Genomic DNA, 18825 nt, shown 5'->3' on the forward strand with positions numbered 1-18825 from the left:
TCCTTGGGAAGAAAAACCACAGGCTTTGTAAGGTTATGGTTAACCTGCGGCTCTAAAATAACACCCGTATAACAGGACAGAAATAAACCCGGTTCAAATTTGAAACACAAATGTTAAGAACTTTGAACTGGCTCGCACAAGCCAGCAACAAAATTACACTTTTGCGTTATGGTCAGCGCCAGAAAGGTACCGCTGCTCGAAGACATCTGGCGGCACCGCGGGGGCAAAAAGGTAGCCCTGGCCGCTCTCGACGCCCGCCTCTGCCAGCCAGACGCGTTGCGCTTCGGTTTCAATCCCCTCGGCAATAAGGTGCACCTTGAGGCTGCGCGCCATCTGGACGATGGCCTGCACCATGCTGCTGTCTTCCGGCAGCCCGTCGACAAACGATTTATCGATTTTGAGCACGTCCACCGGCAGGGCTTTCATGTGCTGAAGCTGGCGCAGCCCGGCGTAGCCCATACCAAAATCGTCCAGCGCGATGCGAATGCCGGCATTGCGCAGCGGCTTCAGGATGGCCACCGCGTCGTTAGGATCGTCAATGCGCCGGCTCTCCGTCACTTCCAGCGTCAGCGTATCAGGCTTGATCCGGTAGCGGTGGATCAGCTCCAGCATCTCGGAGACCATCGTCGGATGCATAAGCTGCAGGGCAGACAAGTTGACCGACAGCGGCAGCGTTACGCCGCGCTCCTGCCAGGCGGCAAGCTGGCGGCAGGACTCCTCCAGTACCCAATAGCCAACGGTGACCATCAGCCCGCAGGATTCGATGCGCTCAATCAGCCCCTCCGGCAGCTCCCAGGAGCCATCCGGCTGCTGCAGGCGGAGCAGCGCCTCGGCGCTTTTCACTTCCCCCGTCTGTAAATTCACCTGCGGCTGTAGCCAGAGGGCGAACTGACGGTTATCCAGCGCGGTCAGGATATCGCTCTCTTCCGTCAGGCGCTGCTGCGCCTTTTCCATCTGCTCCGGGTCGAAGAACTGGATCTGATTTTTCCCTTTGCGCCGGGCGGTAAACGCCGCCGAGAACGCGCGGCGGTACAGCTGCTCCGCCGTTAAATCACCGTAGTACATGGCGATACCGATACTGGCGCTCGGACGAAGCTGGATGCCCTGCACGGGCAGCCGCTCATTTATGACAGTGAGTACTTGCTGACCTAATGTGATGGCGTGCCACGGCTCTTTCACGCCGTTGGCAATCACCACCAGGTCGTAACCGCTTACCTGTGTCAGTACCATGCGCGGGGCAAGGACAGACTTCACCTTTTCCACCAGCGTCAGCAGCAGCATTTCACGCTGGCTCTCCTTGAGCACGCCCGCCGTGTCCTGCAGGGTTTCACAGGCAATCACCATCAGCGCCGTGGTTTGCTGCCGCGCAACGGTCTGCTCCAGCATTGCCATCAGAAACGCTTTATTAGGTAGCTCCGACACCGGGAAGCGCGTGGCGCTGTTGTTTAGCTCATCCTGATGACGCTGGATGCGCTGCTGGTTGAGGTTGTAGCTGCGCACCAGCATACCGATCTCATCGTCTTGATGCAGACGCGGCAGCTCAAGCTGGTGCCCCAGTTGATCCTGCGGCGAAAGCCCGTTCAGCTCGCGGGCGATACGGCGCAGCGGGTGAACAATGAGGCGGTTTATACACCACGTCAGCGCTACGCTGATGATCAGGGTCATAAGTAAGCAAGTGGTCACTAACGTAACCACCCAACTCATGACGAATTTATACATCCGGTACGAGTCCGCCTGCAGAACCAGGTAGGCCAGTGGCTGCGGATTGGCAGGACGTTCCAGCGAATAGAGAGGCAGAGAAATTTGCACCGGCAGTTCAAACAGGCGCATCACCATCATCGGGACGGGACGCTCCGGGATAAAACTCATCCGCAACGCCTGGAACTGGTTGGGTAAGACGACATCGGCGCGGCTAACGACGCCGGCAGGCTGAATGCGCTTTAAGATGGTTTCCGCTTCGGGAATGTCCCCTTTCAGGATCGAGGCGGAGAGCGGGCCGCGCACCGAGCGGGCGATACTTTCTAACTGCGAAGCCGTGTTATAGCGATTCTGCTGTACGGAATGAAACAGCAAAATTACGCAGAAGAGCAGTACAAACAGCATAGTGACGGCAGAGACCATCGCCATTTGTTTGATCGTTAAGGAACGGCTGACACGCAAAATGACTCTCCACAAAACTCGAAGCGCAGGGCGCACCAGGGTGTAAACCTGGCGCGCCTGAGTATACCCGATTGCCGCGCTATTAAGAGAGACTTACAAATGGATTAAGGAAAATCCGATTACCAGTCCGCATAAGGAATAAGCGGCTGCGGCGGTAAGTCCATATCGCCCTGCCAGCCTGCAGCAGAGTAGCGCACATAAATTAGCGCATGGCTTGGGGTGTAATCTTTCGCTTCCTGAATATCTACGCCCATGCCCACAAACCAGTTGGAGGTGACCCGGCGTTCGATAATTGCCCGCGCGGTATAACCCGTCCCGGAGGAGGAGCTGCCGGTTTCCATCGCGCCACGGTCGGTATAGCGGCCTGGCTCATCGGTCGGGATCAGGCTCTGGATCGGGTAACGCAGCTCGTCTTTGGTTTTGGAGTGGGACCAGGACACCGAGCCACCCAGCTCCCAGGACCAGTTTTCCGTACGCTTACGCCAGGTCACCGGCAGCGCGAAGGAGACATACTCCTGCGGGCTGTAGTAGCCGCCCTGACCGAGGGAATAGCCGCTCAGATCCTTATCGTAGTGCCAGAGCATATTGGAGACGCCGACCGTCAGGCGCTCGTTGTTTTTATTAATGAGCTTGTAGTAATAACCCGTCATCCAGCGGACGCGCCAGTTATCTTCCACATTTTTACCGGTCAGCGTTTCCGCGTTCAGGCTTGACCAGACGCCGTTCGCCTCGCCTTTGTCATAGCTGATACTTACCCCGCCGCCCGTCGCGCGCACGCCGCCCCAGGTGGTGCCGGTATTGGTATCTTTTTGCCCGGCGAACGCCAGCAGAGAGCTGGAGATAGGCCGACGATGGGCGTTGACGGTGTAGCCGATGGGGCCTAAATCGCTGCTGTAGCTGATACCCCCCACCACGTCGACGACGTCAAAGCCCATTGGCGTGGTACCAATATCCATCGCCCAGGTTTTATTCTGCCAGCCAACGGCGACGCTGGCGCCGCTGTCGCTCTGGCTGGTGTTGCCGCTACACGGCGTGTCGTAGCAGGTCCCCCATTTAGGGTCGTAGGTTCCGTTATTGTTATCAAAGGTGCCAGCGTCCATGTTGACCAGATCGCTTCTGAAGAACATGCGCCCGTCAGAGAGCGGGGCGTCCACCTGGAGCATGGTGGTATGCGCTTTCAGGTCGGAATAGCCGCCCGTGCCGCTGGAGCCCCAGTAGTCGTGCTGGAGCGTGACGTTAACATCCTGCTGACGGTACAAATCACCGGCGTCACTGCGCACGCCGCGCTTCAGCCAGTCATCTTTTTCATCGTTACGCGTCAGACGGGTGAAACTGTCATTGTCCACCGGACGCGTCGTGGTGATGCCGGACGACACCATCGCATCTTTATACGTCTCCAGAGCCTGCTGCGGCTGGCCGTTTTGCGTCTGGAAGCGGGCAGCATCACGCAGCACCAGCGCGCTTTCCATGGAGGCGGGCTGCGATTTGGCCTGCGGAATGATTTTGCTGAAGGTCTGTTCTGCGGCAGCGGAATCGCCCAGACCTGCCTGCGCCATCGCGATCCGGCGCTGCATATTGAGCGACAGCGGCTGGCCGTTTTGCGTGGCGGGCAGTTTCACGAGCTCCGCACGGGCGGCATCTTTGTTACCTTCCACGCTGTAAATTTCGGTCAGACCGAGGATCGCGTCTTTGTTCTGCGGCTCACGCTGCAGGACGGCGCTGTACGTAGTTTTCGCCGCGTTCAGATCGCCACGCTGCTGCGCCCAGTCCGCCAGCGTCAGGTCGATGCGGGTGGAGGCAGGCTGCTGACGCAGAAGATTTTCCGCCTCCTGCTCTTTGCCGCTGTCGCGCAGGCGGTTGGCGGTTTCCAGCACCTGATTGCTTTGCAGACGGTCGGCAAGCTCCTGAATATTGCCGTTCCACTGGCTGCGCGGCAGTGTATTCAGATGCGCCAGCGCGGCCCGGTCCTGATCGTTTCCGGACAGGTAGAGCCCGTTGGCATAGACCTGATCCGGGTCAGACGGTTTCTGGCTGGCAAGCTGGCGCATCAGGGTATCCGCCTGGCTGCGCTGGCCCGCGCTGTAGAGATCGCGCGAGAGACGATACGTTATCCAGACGTCACCGGGCGAGAGTGCCAGACGGCGACGCTGAATGTCTGCCGCCTGAGCGTATTTCCCCTGACTCTCCAGCTGTTCTGCCTGGGCGGAAAGCTGCTCGTTAGTCAGGCTACGCTCAATATCATCAATACTCCGGCGCTGGCTGGCAGAGAGCGACTGGATAAACTGCGAGGCTTTCTCCGGGGACTGCGCACGGTAAACATTGGCAAGGCCGCGAACCGCATTGCTGTTGCTGCTGTCCATACGTAACGCCTGGCGGTAATAACGCTCCGCCGCGTCGTTATCTTTACGCGCCGCAGCGGCATCTCCCAGCCCCAGCACCGCATAGCTGTCGGTGTTGTCGACGTTGCGCGCCTGCTGATAGTAACGCTCCGCCTGCGCCGGGTTATTCGCCTTCAGCGCCGCATCCCCCTGCTGGATCAGCAGCCAGTAGCGGTTAACCTTCAGCAAGCTGTCCCATTTACCGCGGTTATCGCTCTGCGGATCGAGGGCAATCGCCTTTTCAAACTGTGCCACCGCGCGGGCGCGATCGCCTTTCTGGGAATAGGCCTGCCCCAGAGCCCCCACCGCTTCACTGTCGGCATGGTTGGCGCTGACGGCTTTTTGCAGCTCCGCCACCGCCTTACTCCCCTGCCCGGCATCCACTGCCGCCAGCCCTTCCGCTTTCGCGCGGAACGCCGGGTCAGCGAGCTGCTTTTGCTGCGCCTCAAGCTGGGCGCGCGCCGCCGCGACGCTATCGCCGTCGCTGAAGACGGTCAGGTATTTTTGCAGCGCGGTGACGCTGGCGCTGCTGGCAGGCTGGTCTTTGATCTGCTCATACCACATGTCAGAGGCCTGGCCGCGGCCGCCGGTGGATTTAGCCATCTCCTGCAGCACCGCAAAGCCTTCATCACGGCGTCCGCTCTGGAACAGAAGCTGGGCCAGCGTCGTCTGGAGCTGGGTATTCCCGGGGCTGCTGCTGTTTATTTTTTTCAGCTGGTTGATGGCCGAAGCGCGACGGGCAGGATCTTTCGCCACCACATTCCAGTATTCCGTCGCCACGTCGCCGCCCGGCGGGTTGCCGTCAAAGAGCTTGTCATAGGCGGCAATCGCCTCCTGCGTGTGCCCTGTCGTAGCGAGTAAGCGCGCCTGCTGAAGCTGCTGGCGACCATCCGGGGTGGAAAGCAGCATGGTATTGCGTGAGGACTGGTACGCGCCGGAGTCAGGGGCGATCCCCTTCAGGCGGTCCAGCTCTTTTTGCGCTCCGGCGTTATCGCCCTGGCGCAGCAGGTAGCGAAAGCGGGCGGCAATGACGTCAGGGTTGTTCGGATCGATCAGCTCAAGACGGTAGAGCGACTGACGAACCAAATCCTCGCGATGGGTCGATTCGCCCAGCCGAACCTGCTCCAGCAGCTGTTTCTGCTGCGGAGAGTTAACGGCCTGCGCCAGCGGCATCAGTGCCAGCCCAAGCGATAGAGTGAGTAGATTTACTGTGAACTTGCGCATTCCTGGCCCCAATCCGGTATTAATTCACCCTTAGCGGTGAAGCGAAAACGATGCTGATCCCATCCCTGACCAAAAAGAGTCAATACATAGCTGTAGTAGGCATTGTTATCGGGAAAATGATCTGCCACGCGCTGGCGCTGAACCGCCTGGGCATCGCGCTGCTGTAAAAACGGCAGCATCGCGGCAGAGAACCCGACCGGGCCATTGCCGGTGTGTTTACCCGTCGCTACATCCACTTTCTCCGGCGGCACGCCCTGTTTGATTGTCTTTGCCGCCATCGGCTGGAAGCGCGTCAGCAGCCGGGCTTTTTGAGGATCTTTATCGCTCATCATGCCCACCCAAAGATAGACACGGATGGCGTCATAGCCCCCTTCCAGCGTTTTATCCTGCTGTAGCTGCCAGCCTTTGTTTTTCTGATACTGCACCCAGTTCGGCGAGAATCCCTTCGGCGCGCTTTCCAGCAGCAGCCGCAGATTGGTTTCACGCAGCGTGGTCCACGGGGCACCGTAGCGGGTGAAATAGCTCGCTAACTGTGGAGGAAGGTAGCTGGGGTTAAAGCGCCAGGCGTTTTCTTCGGCAAAACCGACTTTACCGGGAAGCAGCATTGAGCCGAGCCCCGGCACTTTCACCACTTCCTCGCTGGCAATGCGTTTTAGCAGTGCCTTGCCCGTTTGGGTATAGTCCGGGTCTTTCCATAACCGGCCCGCTTCGAGCAGCGACCAGGCAATCCAGACATCGGCATCTGAGGCGGAGTTGGTATCAATCACTCCCCAGTTTTCTTTGTCTTTCTGTCCCCAGAGCCAGGCGGGTAGACGATCGTTGAGATTGCCGCTGGCGAGGTTATCGCGCGTCCACGTCAGCAACTGGTCAAACGCCTTGCGATCGTTAGCGGCCAGGGCAAAGAACAACGCATAGCTTTGCCCTTCCGACGTTGTAATTTTACGCGTGTCGCTCGGATCGATGACGCGCCCGCCCTCGCTGATGTAATCCTTTTTAAACTGCTCCCAGGCAGGCCAGGTACAGGCGGCGCGAAGAGGGATCGCCGCCAGCATCAACGCTGCGACTACACACCAGCGAAAGGCTTTCATCACGTCTTACTCATCCGGGTTAAGGCGACGACGGCTGATGATGCGCAGCAGACGCCACAGCACCCATGCCAGCAAGACCACGCTGACCGCAGCCAGGATGGCGAGCAGAACCGGATGGTTCGACAGCGCATACCACAGGCGCTCGAACCACGGCAGATGGCCGACGTAATATACATCACCCACGCGCAGGCTGTTGACGCCGGACTCGCGAATCACCGACACAGAACCAAACATCGCGGCACGTTTGCCGCTGTCGTTCATCGCGGTATTCAGCAGTTCATAGCCACGCGGGCTGTCCGCCAGCAGGGCTATCACGCTACGCTGATCGTTGTAAGGAGACTGGAAGCCCACCAACGCAGCCATCGCCCCCTGAGAGGTTACGGCCGTCTGCGCGCTGGCCTTACGGTCGTTCACGTCCGGCATAATGCTTGGGAACTCGGTCTGGCGAAGCGGCGTGTTAACCCACGACTCGGTGGCTTTCACCAGCAGGTCGATACGTTTTTCATCCTTCAGCTTGTCCGGGATGGTGCCAATCACCATGATATCCGCATCTTTGTTCTGGATCTGACTGCCATCGTCCGTCAACGTGACGTTAACTGCCGGTAATCCGGTTTGCGCGCCTACGGTTGCCATGGTGTCGAGCAGGGTCGTCACCTGGCCTTCGTTTGGCGCTTTTGGCATCACCACAATGGATTCAGAGAGATCGGCCATGCGGCTGAACGGGAAACCCGCGTTAGCAAAGGCACGCAGATCCGGCATCGCCAGGAAATGGTAGTACTTCGAGAAGTCGATGGTCGACTCATCGCCGATCACAACGTGGTTTTGTACCGGCTGGAAGGTGATGCAGTTATCCACCGAACCGCCAGGCATCGGGTTCATGTACTGGAAATCAAAACGCAGCTGGTTGATCGCGCCAAGCTTCAGCGCCGGAATAGAGACGTCCGTTTTACCGTCCAGCAGCCCCTGCAGCACCGGCAGGCGGAGCATCAGACGGTTGGTGTCCTGGGTACTTTGCAGGCTGAACGATTGCAGGAACTGGTTGTTCAGGCTGATATCCATGCGCGAGCTGTCTTTCGTCGCTGGCGCGGTATAGCGGTAGTTGAGATTGATATCAATGCCGTTGGTGCGCAGCAGGTACAGATCCGGCGGCAGGTTCAGCGACAGGCTAATCGGCGATGGCTCAAGGCCGGAGGCCTGCAGCTGCTCTTCATAGGTTTTCAGTTCACCAAACGTCACGGCGCGGTCGGTACGCACCCAGTTTGGCGCGTCATAAGGTTTACGCGCCAGCAGCGGCTTAACTTCGTCCACCACCACGCTGTTGCCGCGGAAAAGGACGTTGCCCTGAGCAATCGCCTTCGCGGCCTGGACCAGATCTTTATCATCACGACCAAAGACCACCAGCAGCTTCACGTACGGGTTATCAGGGTGACTTACCATCTCAATGGTTGGCGCTTTGACTTCCGGGTGGTCGCGCAGGAAGCCCGGACGCTTCGCGTTGGTTGCAAAGACAATCGCGTTCCTGTCCGGCATTTTGTCATACATTACCGGGAAGTTCTGACCGCGCCAGCCGGAGCGGGAGCCAAACCAGGAGGCCACAATGGTCGCCGCCAGCTGCTCGGTCACGTCAGGGGATGATGCAAACACCATCGGCAGCGTGAGCGGACGGTTATCACGCGGGTCGAAGAACGGAACCGGGAACGCCGACAGATCGTTTTTCAGCGCCAGCGGCTGGTAGGTCATCTGCAGCGAGGAGTTACGCCCGACGTCCAGCCACAGCGTGTTGCTGGCGGGGTTTTCGCAGACATCGCGGTAGTGACCAACAAACTCCAGACGGATACGGTTAAAGTCGGTGATGAACAGCGGGTTAATCGGCACCTGCGCCTGTGTTTTCTTACCCAGCTGCTCTTTGGTCACCGGCAGAACGTCCATCAGTTCATCGTTCAGGTAGACCTTCAGCTGAGACTGCGTCGGCAGCAGGGATGGCGACGGGGTGTATTCAAGGTTCAGTACCGCATTTGAAACAACCTCATCGCTGCGCATACCAAATTCAATGCTGCCGTTAGGGTTGACGCCGCGCAGCACCATGCTGCCCGGCGGCGGCGCGATTTGCGCGAAGGTCAGCTTCACGTCCCGCGACGGCACATTATCCGCGACAACGGGCGCGTTAGCCCCCCGCACGCCCGGCATCACCTGCCCGATGACCGGATTCTCGACCGGCAGGGTGTTCCCCTCCGTTGGCTGGTTCGGAATGATGTTTTCTGTTTGACCGGGTGCCGCCGTAACAACCGGATCGGTTGCCTGCGCGACGACAGGTACCGTCGGCGCAGGCGTCGCCGCTGCGTTACCGGGTGCTGCGTTAGCCATTGTTGCGGGAAGTGCACTCACTCCCATTGCCACTGCACATAACCAGGAAAGTTTTGTTTTCATCGCGTTATCATCATTGTTGAGCCATAACCGGGTCCGCCTGCTTCGTCTCATCCCGCTCGGGACGACGAGGAATGAACGACACGACCCAGGAAACCAGCGAAGTAAGTGACCGGAAAATTAATTTCACCGACGACGGGGCAAATTCTGCAAGGTGACGATAGCCACGGAACCCCAGCTTCAGAATATCCAGCAGGCTTTCCAGAGGTTTATCTTCCGGGAAGCTGTCCTGCCAGAGAGCCCATGTATCCGCACGGGCAAACGTACACTGCACAAAATCAATGTGTTGCTTTTTGGTCAACGGCATCAGCTGCAGACCCACTTCACTGCCTGCCACACGCACAACCTGCGTCGGGAAAACATACTCCTGCTGACCGCGCTTAAGCAGCAGGTTAACCTTCTGCCCTTCCAGCACTTTCGCCTGGCCGTTGATTTTGATCCCCAGGCCACCGTCAGAGAAGTCGTGCACCGTACAGGAGAAGAGGTGACCATCTTCACGAGCGATCGCCGCAGGCATGCAGATTTCAACGCGATGCGCGCGACGAACCTGTTTACTCTCTACCGACACCGCCACCGCGCCGCCGAGGATAATCAGGTTGTAGAACACCCAGGCCATACTTACAAAGACGGTCAGGATTTCGTTTTCCGGGCCGTAGAAGTAGCGCCAGATACCGGCGATCACGCCGACAATATTCAGCAGCACGAGGAAGATATACGGGCGGGAGATCACCCAGTCGACGTACTCTTCTTCCACCAGACCGCCCTTCGCGGTGACGTTGAATTTCCCTTTGTGCGGGTTAATCAGCGCGACCATCGTCGGCGGCGCGATGTACCACGCCAGCACCGTTTCGTAGATTTCACTCCAGAAGGAGTGCCGGTATTTGCCCTGAATCTTCGAGTTCGTCAGGCTCGCGTGGATCATGTGCGGCAGAACGAACAGCGCAATCATCAGCGCGGGGGCGTAAATGATATAGGCGTGAAGGAGCAGGAACGCCAGCGGCGCGGTCAGGAAGATCAGCCGCGGGATGCCGGACAAGAAGTGGAACATGGCGTTGACGTAGCAGAGACGTTGCGCCAGCTTGAGCCCTTTGCCTATCAGCGGGTTATCGAGGCGGAAAATCTGCACCATGCCGCGCGCCCAGCGAATACGCTGACCGATGTGCGCGGAGAGTGATTCCGTCGCCAGACCGGCGGCCTGAGGGATACGCATATAGGCAGAGGTATAGCCCCGACGGTGCAGGCGCAGCGAGGTATGCGCATCTTCCGTTACCGTTTCAACGGCTATTCCGCCAATTTCATCCAGCGGCTTACGGCGGATAACCGCGCAGGAGCCGCAGAAGAAGGTGGCATCCCACATGTCGTTCCCGTCCTGCACCAGCCCATAGAACAGCGTGCCTTCGTTCGGGGTTTTGCGGAAGCGGCCAAGGTTACGTTCAAACGGGTCCGGCGAGAAGAAGTGGTGCGGCGTCTGCATCATCGCCAGCTCTTTCTCTTTCAGGAACCAGCCCATGGTCATCTGCAGGAACGAGCGCGTCGGCACGTGGTCACAGTCAAAAATCGAGACGAACTCCCCGGAGGCATACTTCAGGGCGTTGTTGATGTTCCCCGCCTTAGCGTGTTCATGCGTCGGGCGGGCGATGTACTCAACGCCGACCTCTTCCGCAAACTGGCGAAACGCCGGACGGTTGCCGTCATCCAGGATCCAGACTTTGAGCTTATCTTTCGGCCAGTCGATGCCCAGCGCGGCATAGATGGTGTTTTTCACCACGCTCAGGTCTTCGTTGTAGGTCGGGACGAAGAGATCGACGGTCGGCCACTGCGTGGTGTCTTTAGGCAGCGGAACCGGCTGGCGGTTGAGCGGCCAGATCACCTGGAAATAGCCTAGCACCAGCACAATCCACGCGTAGGTCTCAGCAAACAGCAGCACCAGACCGCACACCAGGCTGACCGGGTCGTCCCAGTTCAGCGTTGAGGTGTAACGCCACCAGATGTAGCGGCAGGAAACCGTCAGCGACAGCACAATCAGCATCAGCGCCGAGAAACGGCCCGGAATACGACGAACCAGTAACGCCACGCCCCACAGCAGGATCAGGAAGATGAACTGCGCCAGCGGGTTGAAAGGTTGCGTGATACAGACCAGCGCCAGAATGAGCGAGAACACGACAATCACGCCGAGAATAAAACGCCGCAAGCCTGGGTGGAGATGCCCAAGCTCTTTATGGTTATCCAGATGGCTGGTCTTATCGCTGACGCTAGCGGGCAGTTTATCCAGCCACTGGTGATAGCGTTCACGTAACTGCTGTACGCGGGAATAGCTGCGCCAGTGCGGCGTTATTTTCTCCGTTCGGGATGACGATATTGCCAGCCAGACGGCCTGAATAAGATAGCGCGCCGGGTCCAAAGGCCGTGGTCGGTCGGGGTTAATGTGTGGGTATAATTCGCCGTGACGCGCACGGATGCGCTGCCAGCGCGGGTGCTCGAGTGGAATGAACGTCCAGGCCAGAATCAGCCAGAAACAGCCGAGCGCGGCGCTGAATGCCGGAGCACCATGCCGGCGAAAGTGCCGGTAATGGTCGCTCAAACGCGAACTGACCGGCGGGATAAGAAGCCAGCTGGCGAGTCGACTCATACCGAACTCCCAGCAGGCTCCGCCTTGCTGGCGAAGTTCAGCAGACACCAGTTCGCCAGCGTCAGGATCTCTTCTGCTGCCAGCGAGTCGCTGCGGTATTCGCCCAGCGGCTGCTTGGAGGCGAGGCATTCCGCCATCCCCTCATCCCGATGAATCACAATGGGAAGCAGGCGGCGCTGGCTTTGCAGCCACACCTGATAGAGATCGTCCTGGATTTGGCTACCGATACGTAAATCGTTAATCAGGAGATGTGCGTTCTGAGGCAGCCCCTGCTGATGCAGGCGAATATGGCAGTTCGCATCGACGTTCACCACGGAAAGTACATGATCGCACTGGGCGATGAGCTGCCGGGTCAGCGTCCCGGCGCCGTGCGGCAGATCCAGGAGGATCCACTGGTAGTGCCCCTTTTCTTTCAGGCTCTGCAGCGCAAGCGTGAACTGCGAGAACAGACGCTGATAGGCGGCTTCATTCTCGCGTTCTGTGGTGGTCAGTTGGCCAAAAGGCAGTAAATCCAGCTGGGAGGTATAGCGTAGCCCAGCATCCCGCCAGTCTTTGTCATCAAGCAGCGCGCGGGCCCAGCCCTCTTCGCGAGTGAAATCGACGTTGAACGACATACGCAGCAAATTATCGGCGCAGGCGTCAATCACCAGCACCGATTCACCTAAAAGCTGTAATGACCACGCCAGCGCCGCGGTAACAGATGTGGTACCCACACCGCCACGGACGCCCTGTAATCCGAGTATGGCCATCAATGGCTCCCTTAATGTTGATGGGCGAATTCAGCTAATAACGGCCAGCGTTTAATAGCAGCAGCCAACTGTTCCCGCTGGGAAATATCGGTGTAATCTATTTCAGGTAGAGAAAAGGCCTGCGCCAGCGCCAGAAAATCGTTTTGGAATGTGTAACCCAGAGTCGAGTCGACTGGGGTTGCAGGTTCGTTATTATCCATTCTTATTCCATCCCTTTGAGGAAAATCGCACGCTCGGAAGTTGCAGGGCATCCTGCCCTGACAAATTTCATTTACATGCTAAATCTGATGTTCTTTAATTTCAATGTTAGGTTTATTTCTACGCTTTCGCTAGTAAACTGAGATACAGGCAAATTAGACGAAAAGAGGGACATCGTGGACTCCATATTTTCTATTGGCATCCAGTCATTATGGGACGAATTGAGCCACATGCCAGTCGGTGGAGTCTGGTGGATTAATACGGATCGTAATGAAGACGCTATCAGCCTGGTAAACCAGACAATTGCCGCTCAGGATAAGGATTCCCGCGTGGCCGTCATTAGCATGGGCGAAGAGCCGAAGAAAATAATTACGCTCGAAAGCGACAGCGGCCCCCAGAAAGTACGTTTGTTTTCTATGTCAGCGGAAGCGGATAGTCTATACTTTTTGTCCCGCGACGTTCAGTGCTCTATAGATCCGGATCACTATTTAGTGATTCTTAAATGTGCAAATAACATACTGCAAAATATTCCTGCTGAAAAACTGCTGTCGTGGCTGGAAAAAATCAATAAATGGGCAAAGTTTCAAAATTGCACGCTATTGGTCGTCAACCCCGGCAGTAATAATGACAAGCTGTTCTCACTTTTGATGGGCGAATATCGCTCCCTGTTCGGACTGGCAAGTCTTCGTGATCAGGCAGGCAGCTATCTCTACGATATTGCCTTCTGGTGCAATGAAAAGGGCGTGAGCGCCAGGCAACAGCTGACTCTTAAACCTATTGAGGGGAAATGGCACCTGGCACAGCAGGAAGAAACCGTAGTGCAGCCGCGCAGCGATGAAAAGCGCATCCTGAGCCATATTGCGGTTTTAGAGGGCGCGCCCGCGCTTTCGGAAAACTGGTCACTGTTTGAGTCTAACGAAGCGCTTTTTCATGAAGCCCGCACCACCCAGGCAGCCACCCTCGTTTTCTCGTTGATGCAGAATAATCAGATTGAAACGCTGGCGAGACAAATTCACACCCTGCGCCGCCAGCGCGGCAGCGCGTTAAAAATTGTGGTGCGCGAAAATAATACCAGCCTGCGCGCTACCGATGAGCGTCTGCTTCTGGGCTGCGGGGCAAATATGGTTATCCCCTGGAATGCGCCACTGTCACGCTGCCTGACGCTTATTGAAAGCGTTCAGGGCCAGCAGTTCAGCCGCCATGTACCGGAAGATATCTCCACGCTGCTCTCCATGACCCAGCCGATGAAGCTGCGTGGCTACCAGAAATGGGATACGTTCTGCGATGCCGTCGGCAACATGATGAGCAACACGTTACTTCCGGCGGACGGGAAAGGGGTTATGGTTGCCCTGCGGCCGGTCCCGGGCATTCGCGTTGAGCAGGCGCTCACCCTGTGTCGCCCGAACCGTACAGGGGACATCATGACCATTGGCGACAATCGCCTGGTGCTATTTTTGTCGTTTTGCCGGGTCAACGATCTTGATACCGCGCTTAACCATATCTTCCCCCTGCCTACCGGGGATATTTTCTCGAACCGTATGATTTGGTTCGAAGATAATGCTATCAGCGCAGAGCTGGTGCAAATGCGCGCTCTCCAGCCTGAACAATGGGTTAAACCGCTCGCAATCACGAGCGATGTAAAACCGATCCTCAATGCCAGACATGACGGACATGTCTGGCGTCGGGTTCCGGAACCCCTTCGCTTATTAACTGAGAACGGGGAGAACGCACCATCATGAATATCAGCGATATCATCCAACTGTTCGTATTCTGCGCGCTGATCTTTTTCCCGCTTGGCTACTATGCACGCCATTCCATACGCCGTATCCGTGATACGGCCAGAGTAATGTTTGTAAAACCTCGCTATGTAAAACCAGCCGGAACACTGACACGGGCATCACACGTCAAGGCAGACCGTAAACATGACTAATTCTTCCTATACCGCTTCGTCACCCTCGCCGCTCTGGCAATACTGGCGCGGCCTTTCCGGCTGGAACTTCTACTTTCTGGTGAAGTTTGGCCTGCTTTGGGCAGGTTATCTGAATTTCCATCCCCTGCTTAACCTGGTGTTTATGGCCTTCCTGCTGATGCCTCTGCCGAACATCAGGCTGCATCGTTTACGCCATTGGGTGGCCATCCCCATCGGCTTTGCGCTGTTCTGGCACGATACCTGGCTGCCTGGTCCGGAAAGCATAATGAGCCAGGGATCGCAGGTCGCGGGCTTCAGCGCAGACTATATGCTTGACCTGGCTGAGCGTTTCATTAACTGGCAGATGATTGGCGCCGTCTTTGTCCTGCTGGTTGCCTGGCTGTTCCTGTCTCAGTGGATCCGCGTCACGGTGTTTGTCGTCGCCATTATGATCTGGCTTAACGTGCTGACGCTGGCGGGGCCAAGCTTTTCGCTGTGGCCTGCCGGCCAGCCGACGACAACGGTGACCACGACGGGAGGAAGCGCAGCGGCTACCGTTACAACAGCAGGCGATACGCCGGTGGTGGGCGATATTCCAACTCAGACTGCACCGCCGACCTCCACCAATCTTAATGCCTGGCTCTCCAGCTTCTATACCGCTGAAGATAAGCGACAGACGAAATTCCCGGATGCGCTGCCAGCCGATGCGCAGCCGTTTGAGCTGCTGGTGATTAACATCTGTTCCCTCTCCTGGGCTGACGTGGATGCCGCCGGTTTGATGTCTCACCCGCTGTGGTCCCACTTTGACATCCAGTTTAAAGATTTTAACTCTGCCACCTCGTACAGCGGCCCGGCGGCAATCCGCCTGCTGCGAGCAAGCTGCGGTCAGGCATCGCATAAAAACCTGTATCAGCCCGCTGGCAACCAGTGTTATTTATTCGATAATCTCGCGAAGCTGGGCTTTACGCAGCACCTGATGCTGGGGCATAACGGTCAGTTCGGTAACTTCCTGAAAGAGGTACGTGAACAGGGAGGCATGCAGGCGCCACTGATGGATCAAACCGGTCTTCCCGTTACGCTGCTGGGCTTCGATGGCTCGCCGGTTTATGACGATACCGCCGTGCTGCAGCGCTGGCTGCAGACCATCGAAAAAGACAGTAATCCGCGCAGTGCAACGTTCTATAACACCCTGCCGCTTCACGACGGTAACCACTTCCCGGGGGTGAGTAAAACGGCGGATTACAAAGTGCGGGCGCAGAAATTCTTCGACGAGCTGGACGCGTTCTTCACGGAGCTGGAAAAATCTGGCCGTAAAGTGATGGTGGTCGTGGTACCTGAGCACGGTGGCGCGCTGAAAGGCGACAGAATGCAGGTATCCGGTCTGCGCGATATCCCAAGCCCGTCCATTACCAACGTGCCTGCAGGCATTAAATTCTTTGGTATGAAGGCACCGCACCAGGGCGCACCAATTGAGATTACCCAGCCAAGCAGCTATCTGGCGATTTCAGAACTGGTTGCCCGCGCCGTTGACGGGAAGCTGTTTGTGGAAGATAGCGTGAACTGGGATCAGCTCACCAGCAACCTGCCGCAAACGGCTGAAGTCTCCGAGAACGCCAACGCGGTGGTGATTCAGTATCAGAACAAACCGTACGTTCGCCTGAACGGCGGGGACTGGGTACCGTATCCGCAGTAACTGATTTCCCCCTCTTCCCACAGGGGAGAGGGGATAGTCAGTGCGTCATTATTGCGCTGAAATCCACACCTGCATTTTCAGACTTGCCGAATCGTCTTCTTTAGAGGTGATTTCGGGCTCTACGGAAGGCTGCCCCATCGTTAAATGCCAGGGTAGCGCAGACGGATTTTCGCATCGTTCACTCCATCCGGTTATTCGGCGCTTCGCAGGGAAATCTCACCGCCCACCCAGGGCTTGATCGCGCCATCCTGCTCCAGAAGCAGCGCGCCCTGTGCGTCAATACCGCGGGAAATGCCGTAAATCTCTTTATCACCAATCAGCAGCTTCACCGGACGGTTGATGAAGTTATCCAGCTTTTCCCAACGAGACAGGAACGGTGCCAGGCCTTCCTGTTCAAAAAGCGTGAGTGAACTGCGCAGCTCTTTAATCATGCGCACGGCAAGGGTGTTACGATCGATAACAATCCCCGCCTCCTGGAGATTGGTCCAAGCCTGATTCACCACGTCGTTTTGGACAGTACGCATCACCATATTGAGCCCCGCGCCAATAACAATTTGCGCCGCATCACCGGTTTTACCCGTCAGTTCGACCAGAATACCGGCAAGTTTACGATCGTTAAGGTACAGATCGTTTGGCCACTTAACGCGGACCCGATCGGCACCCAGATCGTGCAGCACTTCCGCCATGACGATACCAATGACCAGACTCAGGCCAATGGCTGCGGCAGGCCCCTGCTCCAGACGCCAGTACATGGACAGATAGAGATTGGCGCCAAATGGCGAGAACCATTTGCGACCGCGACGGCCACGACCGGCCTGCTGGTATTCAGCAACACAGGCATCGCCGGACGAGAGTTCGCTCAGCCGATCCATAAGGTACTGGTTCGTCGAATCAATCACCGGCAGCACCGCAACGTTGCCGTGTCCAAGCTGGCTGCGGATGACGTCTTCATTCAGCAATTGAATTGGCTCCGGCAGGCTGTAGCCTTTTCCCGGCACCGTGAACACATCGACGCCCCAGTCGCGAAGCGTCTGGATATGCTTGTTAATGCCGGCACGGCTCATGCCCAGCTGCTCGCCCAGCTGTTCGCCAGAGTGAAACTCCCCGTCAGCAAGGATGCTAATCAGGGTTAACGGAATGGTATTGTCCTTCACGCAATGGTCTCCACGGCATTCACTTCACCTGTGCGGCCAATGAAGCGGACTTCTGGCTCCAGCCAGACGTTAAACTTTTCGCCCACACGTTGACGAACATAATGCGCCAGCTGTACAACATCATCGCTGGTCGCATCGCATTGATTAATCAGTACCAGAGCCTGCTGCTGGTGAACGGCAGCGCCACCTACGGACGTGCCTTTTAACTGGCATTGATCGATCAGCCAGCCAGCGGCCAGCTTCACGCTGCCATCTGCCTGAGGATAATGTGGCGCAGTGGGCCATCCTTCAAGAAAGGCTTTTGCATTTTCGCTGCTAATAACCGGATTTTTGAAGAAGCTTCCTGCATTTCCGTTTACTTTCGGATCGGGAAGTTTGGTCATTCGCATATGGCAAACTGAGTCAAATACGTCGCGGGGAGTGACGGTTGCTGGATCGAGACGCGTTAAATCGCCATAGGTCAGCACCGGCTGCCAGTTCTTTGGCAGACGCAGGCCCACGGCGACAATCACGTAGCGATCCTGATATTCATGCTTGAAGATACTGTCACGATAGCCAAACCGACACTGTTCTGCCGTTAAGCGCTTAGCCGTTCCGGTCGCCAGTTCGATGCAGTCGACATATTCACAGACATGTTTCAGTTCGATGCCGTAGGCACCGATGTTTTGGATGGGTGACGATCCGGCGCAGCCTGGTATAAGCGCCAGGTTTTCCAGACCCGGCATCCCTTTTTCGAGGGTAAATTGCACCAACTGATGCCAGTTTTCTCCGGCCCCCACGTGCAGATGCCAGCTATCGGCATGCTCTTCCACACCAATGCCCATGATGCGGTTAACGATCACCATTCCCGCGAAATCGTCGAGAAACAGGACATTGCTTCCTTCGCCCAGAATCAGTACGGGTTCGTTATTTTCTGTTGCGCTTTGCCATGCATCCAGCAGCTGCTGTGCAGTATCGGCACGTACAATTTGATTAGCATTACGTTGAATGCCAAAGGTATTCCAGGGCTTAAGGGAGTGGTTCATAGACGCTATCCTGATGCAAAAACGCAGGTAGTTTACCGTATAAGCAGGGCGTTGGGGGATTAGTTTGTGCAGCGCAGAAACGCAAAAAGGCCATCCTTTCGGATGGCCTCTTCACTTATTTGATGCCTGGCAGTTCCCTACTCTCACATGGGGAGACCCCACACTACCATCGGCGCTACGGCGTTTCACTTCTG

The 18825-nt window shown here is 57.0% G+C and carries 12 protein-coding genes; 3 read left to right on the top strand and 9 right to left on the bottom strand.

Annotated features, from left to right (window positions below):
- Window positions 1-153 precede the first annotated feature (153 nt).
- The 7 genes from hmsP to bcsR all read right to left on the bottom strand — a co-directional run bounded on the left by hmsP (window position 154) and on the right by bcsR (window position 12852).
- Window positions 154-2160, bottom strand: a complete 2007-nt coding sequence (gene hmsP / locus IM314_RS17835; protein ID WP_028014755.1) for a biofilm formation regulator HmsP — start codon at window positions 2158-2160, stop codon at window positions 154-156.
- Window positions 2161-2279: 119 nt separating this feature from the next.
- Entirely contained in the window at window positions 2280-5762 is a 3483-nt protein-coding gene (gene bcsC / locus IM314_RS17840; protein ID WP_193359186.1) for a cellulose synthase complex outer membrane protein BcsC, read from the bottom strand.
- Entirely contained in the window at window positions 5744-6850 is a 1107-nt protein-coding gene (bcsZ, locus tag IM314_RS17845; protein WP_047363559.1) for a cellulose synthase complex periplasmic endoglucanase BcsZ, read from the bottom strand. The genes bcsC and bcsZ overlap by 19 nt, the downstream gene beginning before the upstream one ends.
- Before the next feature lie 6 nt (window positions 6851-6856).
- Complete coding sequence (gene bcsB / locus IM314_RS17850; RefSeq protein ID WP_193359185.1) at window positions 6857-9277, bottom strand: cellulose biosynthesis cyclic di-GMP-binding regulatory protein BcsB; 2421 nt, start codon at window positions 9275-9277, stop codon at window positions 6857-6859.
- Between the two features lie 10 nt (window positions 9278-9287).
- Window positions 9288-11903, bottom strand: a complete 2616-nt coding sequence (bcsA, locus tag IM314_RS17855) for a UDP-forming cellulose synthase catalytic subunit (protein ID WP_028014759.1) — start codon at window positions 11901-11903, stop codon at window positions 9288-9290.
- On the bottom strand, window positions 11900-12652 hold the full coding sequence (gene bcsQ / locus IM314_RS17860) for a cellulose biosynthesis protein BcsQ (protein WP_028014760.1): 753 nt from the start codon (window positions 12650-12652) through the stop codon (window positions 11900-11902). Before bcsQ ends, bcsA begins: the two co-directional genes overlap by 4 nt.
- A gap of 11 nt (window positions 12653-12663) precedes the next feature.
- A complete protein-coding gene (bcsR, locus tag IM314_RS17865) occupies window positions 12664-12852 on the bottom strand; it encodes a cellulose biosynthesis protein BcsR (RefSeq protein ID WP_028014761.1) in 189 nt (62 codons plus the stop codon).
- Window positions 12853-13026: 174 nt separating this feature from the next.
- Between bcsR and bcsE the strand changes: the two genes are divergently transcribed.
- Genes bcsE through bcsG form a run of 3 tightly spaced genes read left to right on the top strand, consistent with a single transcriptional unit; the run spans window position 13027 to window position 16452 of the window.
- The gene (bcsE, locus tag IM314_RS17870; RefSeq protein WP_059354449.1) at window positions 13027-14589 is read left to right on the top strand and encodes a cellulose biosynthesis c-di-GMP-binding protein BcsE; all 1563 of its coding nucleotides are present in this window, start codon (window positions 13027-13029) and stop codon (window positions 14587-14589) included.
- Window positions 14586-14780: a cellulose biosynthesis protein BcsF gene (gene bcsF, locus IM314_RS17875; RefSeq protein WP_193359184.1), complete on the top strand. Its 195-nt coding sequence runs from the start codon at window positions 14586-14588 to the stop codon at window positions 14778-14780. The genes bcsE and bcsF overlap by 4 nt, the downstream gene beginning before the upstream one ends.
- The gene (bcsG, locus tag IM314_RS17880; protein ID WP_153657380.1) at window positions 14773-16452 is read left to right on the top strand and encodes a cellulose biosynthesis protein BcsG; all 1680 of its coding nucleotides are present in this window, start codon (window positions 14773-14775) and stop codon (window positions 16450-16452) included. Before bcsF ends, bcsG begins: the two co-directional genes overlap by 8 nt.
- A 191-nt stretch (window positions 16453-16643) precedes the next feature.
- Here the strand turns inward: bcsG and birA are convergent, their stop codons facing one another.
- Window positions 16644-17606: a bifunctional biotin--[acetyl-CoA-carboxylase] ligase/biotin operon repressor BirA gene (birA, locus tag IM314_RS17885; protein WP_028014765.1), complete on the bottom strand. Its 963-nt coding sequence runs from the start codon at window positions 17604-17606 to the stop codon at window positions 16644-16646.
- Complete coding sequence (gene murB / locus IM314_RS17890) at window positions 17603-18631, bottom strand: UDP-N-acetylmuramate dehydrogenase (protein ID WP_048957436.1); 1029 nt, start codon at window positions 18629-18631, stop codon at window positions 17603-17605. The genes birA and murB overlap by 4 nt, the downstream gene beginning before the upstream one ends.
- Window positions 18632-18825: the final 194 nt, after the last annotated feature.

The sequence above is a fragment of the Enterobacter cloacae complex sp. P42RS genome (assembly GCF_014930595.1).
In the GTDB taxonomy this organism is placed as follows: Bacteria; Pseudomonadota; Gammaproteobacteria; order Enterobacterales; family Enterobacteriaceae; genus Enterobacter; species Enterobacter bugandensis.

What these genes read in the sequence shown, in the direction of transcription:
- bcsC (WP_193359186.1), bottom strand. Translation starts at nt 5,762, where the DNA reads ATGCGCAAGTTCACAGTAAATCTACTCACTCTATCGCTTGGGCTGGCA.
- bcsZ (WP_047363559.1), bottom strand. Translation starts at nt 6,850, where the DNA reads ATGAAAGCCTTTCGCTGGTGTGTAGTCGCAGCGTTGATGCTGGCGGCG.
- bcsB (WP_193359185.1), bottom strand. Translation starts at nt 9,277, where the DNA reads ATGAAAACAAAACTTTCCTGGTTATGTGCAGTGGCAATGGGAGTGAGT.
- bcsA (WP_028014759.1), bottom strand. Translation starts at nt 11,903, where the DNA reads ATGAGTCGACTCGCCAGCTGGCTTCTTATCCCGCCGGTCAGTTCGCGT.
- bcsQ (WP_028014760.1), bottom strand. Translation starts at nt 12,652, where the DNA reads ATGGCCATACTCGGATTACAGGGCGTCCGTGGCGGTGTGGGTACCACA.
- bcsR (WP_028014761.1), bottom strand. Translation starts at nt 12,852, where the DNA reads ATGGATAATAACGAACCTGCAACCCCAGTCGACTCGACTCTGGGTTAC.
- bcsF (WP_193359184.1), top strand. Translation starts at nt 14,586, where the DNA reads ATGAATATCAGCGATATCATCCAACTGTTCGTATTCTGCGCGCTGATC.
- bcsG (WP_153657380.1), top strand. Translation starts at nt 14,773, where the DNA reads ATGACTAATTCTTCCTATACCGCTTCGTCACCCTCGCCGCTCTGGCAA.
- murB (WP_048957436.1), bottom strand. Translation starts at nt 18,631, where the DNA reads ATGAACCACTCCCTTAAGCCCTGGAATACCTTTGGCATTCAACGTAAT.